The following is an 8309-nucleotide window of genomic DNA, read 5'->3' as shown; positions in this document are numbered from 1 at the left end:
CCGGCCCGCCGAGGTGCTCGGCGACGACATCGCGCAGGTCGTCACCGAGCACCTCGGCGGTGCCCCTGCCGGGCACGCCCGGCGCCGGCTAGCCGGCGACCGGGAGGTCGGCGGCCCCGCCGCCGACCGCCGCGAGGCGCTCGGCGGCGGGGCCGCCGGAGCGCGCGGCGAACCAGTCGATCGTGTGCCGCAACCCCTCCGCCAGGTCGACGACGGGTCGCCAACCGAGGGTGCGGACGGCCCGATCGATGGCGGGACGGCGGCGCGGCGGGTCGTCCTGCGGCAGCTCCCGGTAGTGGACCGGCGCCTCGACCCCCGTCATCCGCCGTACGAGACCGACGAGTTCGGTGACGGTGAACTCCGCCGGGTTGCCCAGGTTGACCGGCCCCGGCTCGTCGGAGTCGAGCATGGCGACGAGGCCGCGGACCAGGTCGTCGACGTAGCAGAAGCTGCGGGTCTGCTCGCCGCTGCCGTAGACGGTGATCGCGTCGCCGCCGAGCGCCTGGGTGATGAAGTTGCTGACGACCCTGCCGTCGTCCTCCCGCATGCGCGGGCCGTACGTGTTGAAGATCCGCACGATCCCGGTGTCCACGCCGAGCGCCGTGCGGTGAGCGGTGGTGAGGGCTTCCGCGAACCGTTTGCTCTCGTCGTACACACTGCGCGGCCCGACCGGATTGACGTGCCCCCAGTAGTCCTCGGTCTGCGGGTGCACCTCCGGGCTGCCGTAGACCTCGCTGGTGGAGGCGAGCAGGAAGCGCGCGCCGTGCCGTCGGGCGAGGGCGAGCGCGTTCTCGGTGCCGCGGCTGCCGGCCGCCAGGGTCTGCAGCGGGCGCCGCAGATAGTCCGGCGGGGAGGCCGGGCTGGCGAGATGGGCCACGGCGTCGACGGGACCCGGGACGTCGAGCCCCCGGGTGACGTCGCACTGGATGAATCGGAAGGCCGGGTTCCGTCGCGCCTGCCGGAGGTTCTCCAGGCGCCCCATGGACAGGTCGTCGACGCAGACGACGGCGTCGCCCCGTCTCAGCAGCGCGTCGCACAGGTGGGATCCGAGGAAGCCGGCACCGCCGGTGATGAGGACTCGCATGATCCTCCTCGCGTTGTCAAATGCTTGCCACCACTGTTGCCTACTATGTACAGGGTTGGCAATATCAAGTGCCCGAGTTTTGCCAGACGGAGGAGCCACCGGTGAGCATGTCTCCCGACGAACACGGCACACGGCCCTTCACGGAGGCCGTCCGAGGCCGCGCTCGCGCGCTGTACGGCGGGGCGGTGGGACTGGCCAGGGACGGCGCCCTCACCGGTCTGGTCGCGAACACGGCGCTGATCGGCGTGTCCGGCGCCATGATGAGCACCTCGGGCAGCCTCTTCCTCTCCGACGAGATCGGCGTCGGACCCCTGCTGATCGGGCTGTTCTTCCTGGGCAGGGGGATCCTCGGAGTCCTCTCCGGCCTGGTGTTCGGCGCCCTGTCCGACCGGATCGGCAACCGGCGACTGCTGCTCACCGTCTGCACCCTGCTGTCCGCCGTGGGCACCTTCGCCTACGTCGTCGTCCGCGACTACTCCCTGCTCTTCCTCTTCGGCGCGGTCTTCTTCGCGCTCGGCAGCGCCTGCTTCCCGCAACTGCTCGCCTACACACGCGAGTTCGCCGAGACCCGGGCACTGGACGCCACGTTCTTCAACTCCCTGCTGCGGGCCCTCACCTCACTGGCCTGGGTCGTCGGACCCCCGATCGGGTTCCTGCTGATCGACGCCCAAGGCTTCGGCGTCCTGTACCTGGTGGTCACGGGCATGTACGTCCTGGCGGCCGGGCTGTGCCTGTGGCTGCTGCCGAACCATCCGCCGCCCGCGCCCGCCGCTCCGGGGGCGGCGAAGGGCAGGGCGTTCTCCGGCGTCGGGCGGTCCTCGTGGATCCTGCTCGTCGCCACGATGCTGCTGCTGACGGTCAACAGCGTCTACCAGATCGACATCGCGCTGTTCGTGACGAAGCACCTGGCGTACGACGCCGGATTCACGGGCCTGCTGCTCGGACTGGCCTCCGCGATCGAGATCCCGGTGATGATGTATCTGGGCGCCCGGGCCGAGCGCATCGGCAAGTGGCGGCTGGTGACATACGCGGCCGGGTGCGCGACCGTGTTCTTCACGGTCCTGCCGACGGCCGAGTCCAGGGTCGCACTGCTCGCGCTCCAGGCGCTCAACGCCTTCTTCATGGCGGTGGTGCTGAGCATCCCCGTGACCATCCTCCAGGAGTCCATGCCCGACCGCGTGGGGGCGGCCTCCTCGCTGTTCACCGGCGCGTTCCAGGTCGGGGTGATGCTGGGCGGCGCCACCGCCGGCGCGGTCATCGGCTGGGTCGGCTACGGCCGGGTGTTCTGGGCTTGCGCGCTCCTCGCGGGCCTCGCGACGGTGCTGTTGCTGGTCGGCAGGGGCCCCGAGCCCGTCCGGCCCGACGGCCCCGCCTCCGACGGCACCCCCGACGACGCCGCCCCCGACAGCCCCGTACACGCCTGAGCCGCGCGGCCCGGAGGGTCCGGGGGTCGCGCGGCTCCGTCGTGCGCCCGCACCGAGGGCGGTCTACTCCGCCGCCACGGGCCGCCGGCCGCGGGTGATCCGGTTGGAGACGCCGCCGAGGTAGTAGCGGACGGTGGGCTGCCCGGTCGACACGATCGGGACGCCGTTGTCCTGGAGCGTCCGCAGCAGCTTGTCGTCGGGCGCGGTGTTGGCCAGGTGCTCGGCCTCGGTGAACGTCTCCGGGATCGGCAGCCGCAGCAGCAGTTCCCGGCGTACCAGCCACACGCTCTGGTCCACCAGCGCCACCGGGTCCTCCGCCCGGATCACACTGCTGGTGCGGAACGCGTCCCCGGGGCGCCGCGGATCGGCGCGGTCCAGCAGGATGTTGGTGCCGGGGACACGGACACCCTTGTCGCACATCACCTGATGGATCCGCGCCGCCTCCACCGGGTCGTCGACGGTGTGCCACGCCTCCTCCAGATACGGGGCGCCGTCGGCGTACCACATCGTCCGGCCGGAATGGGCGACCTGCACGCCGTGCTCCCGGGCGCACTCCAGCAGGCTGCGGAGATGGTGGGGCTCGTACTCGTTGTCGTCGTCCAGGAACGCGATCCAGTCCGCCGAGGAGATCCGCGCCCCCGTGTTGAACAGACGGGACAGGCGCGGATAGACCCGCCGCTTGTCACCCGGCGGCTCGTTCCGCTCGGCCGGCGGGCGCGGCTCCTCGTGCACGGTCACCCGCAGTCCCGGACGGGTCGGGGCCGCGGTGGCCGCCGCCACCGTCTCCGGGTCCTGTTCGTCGATGACGACGACATGCTCGATGAGGCCGTCGAAGTCCTGTGCGTGGACGGAGGCCATGGCCCGCCGAAGCAGTCGCGGACGCCCTCGCGTCACCGTCACGACCCCGATCGTGTCCTTGTGCATACGGTTCTCCCTTCGCTTCATCCTGATGCCGGTCGGCTCCGATCCAACCAAGCATTGCCAATTCAGGCAAGAGTCTGGCAATGTATTGCCAACTTGCCGTGGGTTCAAGGAGGCGTGCGATGGGCGGTCCCAAGATCAGCGTCGTGATCCCGTACAAGCAGCGACTGCGCAATTTCCGGATCGCGCTCGCCGCGCTCGCCGAACAGACGCTGCCGGGCTCCGAGTTCGAGATCGTCGTCGGCGCCCTGGAGTACTCGCGGGAGTACCTCGAGGCGTGCCGGGAGTACGCGGACCGGCTGACCATCGTCTCCGTGCTGGTCGACGAGGAGTGGAACCTCTGCCGCTCGCGGAACCTGGCGCTGCGCCAGGTGTCCGGGGAGGTCGTGGTGTTCCTCGACGCGGATCTGGCGCTGCCCCCGCGCTGCCTCGAATCCCTCTACGACCGGTACTACGCGGACGGGCAGGACGTCTGCGTCGTGGGGCAGATCGTGGGCCTCGACGGCCGGTCGGACCGTCCCGCCGAGACGTCCGACCTCCGCGAGCACCGGGAGTACCGGACGCTGCTCGCGGACCTGGAGGCGTCGCCCGGTGCCCAGCTGGACAAGCGGTGGCGGTTCGATCCGTTCGTCCTGCCGTGGACCCTGGTGTGGGGCGCGTTCATCGTCGTGCCCGCGGAGACAATCCGGCGCCACGGACTGTTCTTCGACGAGGACTTCCGGGGCTGGGGCGGCGAGGACCAGGAGTGGGGGTACCGGGTGCACGCGGCGGGCGTGCCGATCGTGCGCGGCGAGGACGTGTACGGGCTGCATCTGCCGCACGCCCGGGACGTGTCGTCCAACTTCCGTGAGTTCGACGTCAACATGGACCACTTCCTCGCCAAGTGGCCGGCCCTGGACGTGGAGCTGTACCGGGCCTTCGACATGTGGGGCGCCAACCGGTCATACGAGGAGGTCCGCCGCGAGGTGGCGGCCGCCGTGCACGGCCCGGACGAGACGCTCGGCGTGGCACGCGGCACCGTCGACGGCAAGGACACCCTCGTCGTCGGCGCCCCGGTCGACGAGCGGCGCCGGATCACCGACCCGGAGGTGCGCGCGTTGTTCGACGACGGGAGTCCGGTGAGCGTGCTGCCGCTGGTGGGCCTCGCGCTGCCGTTCCCCGGCGGAGGCGTCGAGGAGTGCCGGGTGCTGCCCGCCGTGCTGGGCCTGAGCGAGCGGTACCGGGAGGCGGTGCTGCGCGAGGCGAAGCGGGTCGCCCGACACGTGGTGGCACCCGAGGCGCCCTGAAGCCCCGGCCCCGGCGGTGCTCGCGCCCCAGTCGGCCCGTTTCACCCCAGCCCGTCGGCCCGTACCCCCCGGCCGGCAGTCGGCCGTACCCGAGCCCCAAGTCGGCCCGTCGGCCGGTGTCCCTCGTGGACACCGGCCGATTCGTCGTGGTGCGGCACCCGGACCGGAGCGGGTGCCGCGCCCCTCACCCCAGGGGCCGAACCGACAGCTCCAGTCGTGGCACCCCCGGCGGTTCGAAGCCGAACACCTGGCCGTAGGCGGAGAGTTCGGCGTGCAGGCAGGCCGTCACGGTCTCGGCCTTGCGGAAGCCGTGGCGTTCGTCCGCGAAGGCCAGGTAGGCGTGGGGGACGTCGCCGTCGCGCAGCCGGGCGAGGAAACGCTCGGTCTGGCGCGGTGGGCAGACCGTGTCGTCGAGGCCCTGGAGGACGACGAACGGGGCCCGTACGCGGTCGGCGCGGCGCAGCGGTGACACCTCGGCGTAGCGGTCGGCGGCCTCGGGCCACGGGCCGATGAGACTGTCGAGGTAGCGGGACTCGAAGTCGTGCGTGCCCCGGTCGCGCCACTCCTCCGGGTCGAGCAGGGGGTAGTAGATCCCCGCCACGCGGTACAGCTCGGGCTCGGCCGCGAGGGACGCCGCCGCCGTCCAGCCGCCCGCGCTCCCGCCCCGGACGCCGATGCGCGCCGGGTCGGCGAGCCCCCGGGCGATCAGCCCCCTGGCCACGGCGGCGCAGTCCGCCACGTCGACCACGCCCCACTTTCCGCGCAGCCGCTCCCGGTAGGGCCTGCCGAAGCCGGTCGAGCCGCCGTACTGCACGTCGACGACGCCGATGCCGCGGCTGGTGAAGTACGCGATCTCATGGTTGACCACCAGCTGGCTGCGGGTGGTGGGCCCGCCGTGCGCCTGCACCAGGAACGGCGGCAACTCGCCCTCGGGGGCGGTGAACCCGGGGTTGTGCGGGAGGTACACGAACGCGTGGACGTCCTCGCCGTCCGCGTTGCGGAACACCTCGTGACGGCCGTGCGGCAGCCAGTCCGCGTACGCGTCCCCGTGGGTCGCGGCGCCGCGCAGGACGTCGAGCCGGGGCTCACCGGTGGGGGTGTCGAGGTCGACGAGGACCACCGAGGAACGCAGGCGGGGTCCCGCCGCGGTGCCCGCGACGCGGCGGCCGTCCGTGGCGAGGGCCGCCCACTCGGTGTGGGGCGCGGGCACGTCGCGCAGGGTGCCGTCGCGTTCCAGGACGGCGAGCCGGCGGTCGCCGGTGCCGTGCACCACGAACAGCCGTCCGTCGTCCACCGGCAGGAACCAGCGCGCGCCGATCCGCCACAGGGGTTCGCCGAACTCCTCCGCGCGGGGGCACAGGTTGCGGGTGCCGCCCTCGGGGCCGATCTCGTGGATGTTCCACCAGCCCTCCGAGTCGCTGAGGACGTACAGCACGTCCGGCCGGTCCGGAGCCCACTCCACCTGGCCGACGGAGACGCCCGGCCCGCCCGCGACCCGCCGGGCCGGTCCCAGGGTGCCGTCGGGTCGTACGGGAGCGCACATCACGTCCGTGGTGTCCCACGGCATGTCCGGGTGGTCCCAGCCGATCCACGCGACCCGCAAGCCGTCCGGTGACACCTTGGGGCCGGTCATGAAGTGGTGGCTCGCGGCGAGGATCCGCACCGCCTCCGGGTCCTTCGCGGCGGCGCCGTCCAGGGGCAAGGCCACCATGTCCCGGTGCACGCGGGTGCCCGCCTCGTCGGCCAGGGTCTCCCGCAGACACCAGACCTCCTCGCCGACGCGGGCGAAGTCCGCGTACCTCGCTCCGGCGGGGATCCCGGGCCTCGGGGTGAGCGGCACCGGCTCGGTCCCCGGCTCCGCCCGGTACACCCGCTGGTCCTCCCCGTGCGTGAGAACGAACCCGTCGGAGGGGTCCGCGCCGAGGGCGAGCCAGGGGCGGCCGCCGTACTCGATGACCCGGGACCGCACGCTCCACGGGGGCCCGAGGACGTCGTGGACGTCCCCGTCGGGCGTCCGGGCGACGAGCGCGGAACGCCCGCCCTCCCAAGGCCGTGTCTCGGTCCACCACACCTGGTCGCCGACGAAGCCGACCCACTCGACGCGCGCCTCGGCGGCAGCCGCTTCGGCCGCTCCGATCGGCGAGGTCCAGGTCCCGTGGGCGGCGGTACGCGGAGTTGCCATTCGTTCCTCCTGTGCGCTGATCCTCCTTCCAAGGTTGCCTTTAGTGTGCCAACATTGGCAACATGTTGCCTCGCGGTGCCACGCCCCTGGGACCGCAGCGCACTCGGAAGGGAGCCCCATGACTGGCAGCGCACTGGACGAGGTGCGGGAGGAGGCCCCAAAGGACGGGCGGGCCGTCCCGACGGGACGGCTGCGTACGGCACTCGCGGCGGAGACGCTCGTGGGCAGCCTCGGCCTGTACAGCGTCATCCCGGTCCTCGGACCGCTGCTCGCGGCCAGGTCACCCGGCTCCGGCACCGCGATCGTCGGGATCGGCCTGTTCTGCTACACCGCGTCGGCGGGCCTGTCCGCCACGCTCGTGGCCCGGCGGCTGCGGAGGATCGCCTACGCGCCGGGCATGGTCGGGTCCGTCCTGCTGTCGGCCCTCGCGTTCGGCCTGCTGCCCTTCGCGGGGGCGGACTGGGCGCTGTGCGGGTTGCTCGTCCTGGCAGGGTTCGGGGTGAGCGCGCACTTCCTGTACTCACGGGTGCTCATCGCCGAGGTGATCCGCGACGACATCGGCCGCAACCGGGTCTTCTCCCTGCTGCAGATCGCGGTGAACGGCGCCGCGGCGCTCGGCCCGTTCCTCGCGAACGCCCTCTACTCACCGGCGGAACCGCACAAGCTGATGGGCGTGGTCGCCCTGTGCTACGCGGCGGCCGCGGTCGTCATGCTGCCCGGCCTGCCACGCGGTGTCAGGCCGCCGGAGACGTCCGGCCGGTGGCCGGTGGGCCGGAAGGTGCTGCGGCAGGTCGTCACCACGCCCGCGATCCGGCGCACCGTGGTGGTCAGCGTCCTCGGCACCTTCGTGTACGCGCAGTTCTACTCGGCGTTCGCCTTCTACGTGGCCGAGCGGTTCGACTCCGCCGCGCTGCGGTCCTTCCTCCTCGCCGGCCCCGCCTTCTGGATCGTGCTCCTCCAGGCCGGTGTCACCGCGGTGATCAGCCGGCTGATGCGGGGCGGGACGACCCCCTTCGCGGTGCTCGGCGGCGCCAACCTTCTGTTCGCCGGGTCGATGCTGACGCTCGGTTCGGGACTCGAACCGGCGGTGGGCGCGATCCTCGCGGTCCTCGTGTTCTCGGTGGCCGAGATGGCGTTCGGGCCCATGGTGAGCACCGCGTACGCCGGGCTGCCCATCGGCTCGACCCTGGAGGCGTTCAACCTGCGCCAGGTGTGCTGGTCCTTCGGCGAGGCCCTCGGCGCGCTGTCGGGCGGCGCCCTGTTCGTCGCGCTCCACGACCAGGGCCGTGGCTGGCTCTACTGGCAGTCCCTCGGCGCCGTCACGTTGGCCGTCACCTGCCTGCTGCTGTTCCTGTCCCGGCGCACCGCGCCGCGAGCCCCGGCATGCCGTTGAGCGATGCCGGTCGCGGCCG

At 72.5% G+C, this 8309-nt stretch carries 6 protein-coding genes; 3 read left to right on the top strand and 3 right to left on the bottom strand.

Features of this window, described 5'->3' with window-relative positions; genetic code table 11:
• Positions 1–88: 88 nt before the first annotated feature.
• Positions 89–1084: a UDP-glucuronic acid decarboxylase family protein gene (locus tag AOK23_RS41520; protein ID WP_055717575.1), complete on the bottom strand. Its 996-nt coding sequence runs from the start codon at positions 1082–1084 to the stop codon at positions 89–91.
• Between the two features lie 107 nt (positions 1085–1191).
• Between AOK23_RS41520 and AOK23_RS41515 the strand changes: the two genes are divergently transcribed.
• Entirely contained in the window at positions 1192–2508 is a 1317-nt protein-coding gene (locus AOK23_RS41515) for a sugar efflux transporter (protein ID WP_055717574.1), read from the top strand.
• 63 nt (positions 2509–2571) lie between these two features.
• On the opposite strand, the gene AOK23_RS41510 is transcribed toward AOK23_RS41515, so the two are convergent.
• Positions 2572–3432: a glycosyltransferase family 2 protein gene (locus AOK23_RS41510; RefSeq protein WP_055717573.1), complete on the bottom strand. Its 861-nt coding sequence runs from the start codon at positions 3430–3432 to the stop codon at positions 2572–2574.
• Between the two features lie 119 nt (positions 3433–3551).
• Between AOK23_RS41510 and AOK23_RS41505 the strand changes: the two genes are divergently transcribed.
• Positions 3552–4715: a glycosyltransferase family 2 protein gene (locus AOK23_RS41505; protein ID WP_055717572.1), complete on the top strand. Its 1164-nt coding sequence runs from the start codon at positions 3552–3554 to the stop codon at positions 4713–4715.
• Positions 4716–4899: 184 nt separating this feature from the next.
• Here the strand turns inward: AOK23_RS41505 and AOK23_RS41500 are convergent, their stop codons facing one another.
• A complete protein-coding gene (locus tag AOK23_RS41500; RefSeq protein WP_055717571.1) occupies positions 4900–6897 on the bottom strand; it encodes a S9 family peptidase in 1998 nt (665 codons plus the stop codon).
• Positions 6898–7015: 118 nt separating this feature from the next.
• Here AOK23_RS41500 and AOK23_RS41495 point away from each other — a divergent pair, with 118 nt between their 5' ends.
• Positions 7016–8290, top strand: a complete 1275-nt coding sequence (locus AOK23_RS41495; RefSeq protein ID WP_055717570.1) for an MFS transporter — start codon at positions 7016–7018, stop codon at positions 8288–8290.
• Positions 8291–8309: the final 19 nt, after the last annotated feature.

The sequence above is a fragment of the Streptomyces torulosus genome (genome assembly GCF_001419765.1).
Taxonomy (GTDB): domain Bacteria; phylum Actinomycetota; class Actinomycetes; order Streptomycetales; family Streptomycetaceae; genus Streptomyces; species Streptomyces torulosus.
Note: the sequence above shows the minus strand (reverse complement) of the source record. Positions and strands in the feature narration are given on the sequence as shown.

Bases quoted from the DNA above. Each gene is read 5' to 3' on its own strand.
- AOK23_RS41520 (WP_055717575.1), bottom strand. From the start codon at position 1,084: ATGCGAGTCCTCATCACCGGCGGTGCCGGCTTCCTCGGATCCCACCTG.
- AOK23_RS41515 (WP_055717574.1), top strand. From the start codon at position 1,192: ATGTCTCCCGACGAACACGGCACACGGCCCTTCACGGAGGCCGTCCGA.
- AOK23_RS41510 (WP_055717573.1), bottom strand. From the start codon at position 3,432: ATGCACAAGGACACGATCGGGGTCGTGACGGTGACGCGAGGGCGTCCG.
- AOK23_RS41505 (WP_055717572.1), top strand. From the start codon at position 3,552: ATGGGCGGTCCCAAGATCAGCGTCGTGATCCCGTACAAGCAGCGACTG.
- AOK23_RS41500 (WP_055717571.1), bottom strand. From the start codon at position 6,897: ATGGCAACTCCGCGTACCGCCGCCCACGGGACCTGGACCTCGCCGATC.
- AOK23_RS41495 (WP_055717570.1), top strand. From the start codon at position 7,016: ATGACTGGCAGCGCACTGGACGAGGTGCGGGAGGAGGCCCCAAAGGAC.